This window comes from Spirillospora sp. NPDC046719, from assembly GCF_040645715.1.
Classification (GTDB): Bacteria; Actinomycetota; Actinomycetes; order Streptosporangiales; family Streptosporangiaceae; genus Spirillospora.
On sequence record NZ_JBEYYT010000411.1, the window covers coordinates 1 to 1,258 of the forward strand.

1 protein-coding gene is annotated in these 1,258 nt (G+C 78.1%); it reads right to left on the reverse strand.

Annotated features, from left to right (window positions below; genetic code table 11):
• Positions 1-1,258: condensation domain-containing protein (locus tag ABZ914_RS41205; protein ID WP_500200081.1), on the reverse strand; the 1,258-nt coding region annotated here is incomplete at both ends.

The following is a 1,258-nucleotide window of genomic DNA, read 5'->3' on the forward strand; positions in this document are numbered from 1 at the left end:
CGGGACCGGTCCCGCACGGTCACCAGCTCGTCCACGAGCTGCTCGAACGGCAGGTCCTGGTGCGCGTACGCGCCGAGCGCGGCCTGCCGCACCCGGCCCAGCAGCTCGCCGAACGTGGGGTCCGCCGCGGTGCTGGCGCGCATCACCAGGGTGTTGACGAAGAACCCGATCAGGTCCTCGGTCTCGGGCCGGCCGCGCCCCGCGACCGGGGTCCCCACCACGATGTCGTCCCGGCCCGCATGCCGGCCGAGGACGGCCATGAACGCCGCGAGCAGCGTCATGAACATCGTCGCGCCGCTCTCGCGGGCCACCGCCCGCAGCCCCTCCGCGGTGGCCGCGGGGACGGCGAACCGGGTCACGGCGCCGGCGTTCGACCGCACCGGCGGACGCGGCCGGTCGGCCGGCAGTTCGAGCAGCGGGAGGTCCGCCAGCCGCTCCCGCCAGTAGGCGAGCTGGCCCTCCAGCACCTGCCCGGTCAGCCACCGGCGCTGCCACACCGCGAAGTCCGCGTACTGCACCCGCAGCGGCGGCAGCGGGTCCGGCTCACCCGCGCGCAGCGCCGCGTACAGCGCCTCCAGCTCGCGCCGGAAGATCGGCACCGACCACTCGTCGAAGACGACGTGGTGCATGCACAGCGCCAGCAGGTGCCGGTCCGCGCCCAGCCGGACCAGGCAGCCGCGCACCAGCGGCCCGGCGAGGTCGAACGGCGCCATGGCGCCGGCCTCCAGCAGGTCCGCCGCCGCACGCCGCGGATCGGCGGCGCCGGAGACGTCGACGACCGGGAGCGCGAACGGCGCCGGCGGGTCGACCACCTGGTACGGGACCCCGTCGTCGCCGGTCACCAGCCGGGTGCGGAGGACCTCGTGCCGCGCCATCACGGCGGCCATCGCGGCCCCGAGCACCGCCACGTCGACGCCGCCGAACTCGACCGGGACCGCCAGCACGTACTCCGGGGACCCGGGCTCCAGCTGGCCGACGAACCACAGCCGCTGCTGCCCGAACGACAGCGGCAGCCGGCCGTCCCGGCCGGCCGGCACGACCGGCGGCGCGGGCGCCTCCGCCCCGCCGCCGGTGATCACCTGGGCCAGCCCGGCCACCGTCGGGTGCTCGAACACCGCGGTCACCGGCACGTCGACGCCGAGCGCCGCGCCGATCCGGAAGGGGGGGCGGGGGGCCCCCCGCGGCAGGCCGCCGAGCGCGGCGAAGACCGCCGGGCCGCCGCCCCCGGCGGCGCCCCGGACCTCCCGCCCGCACCCCC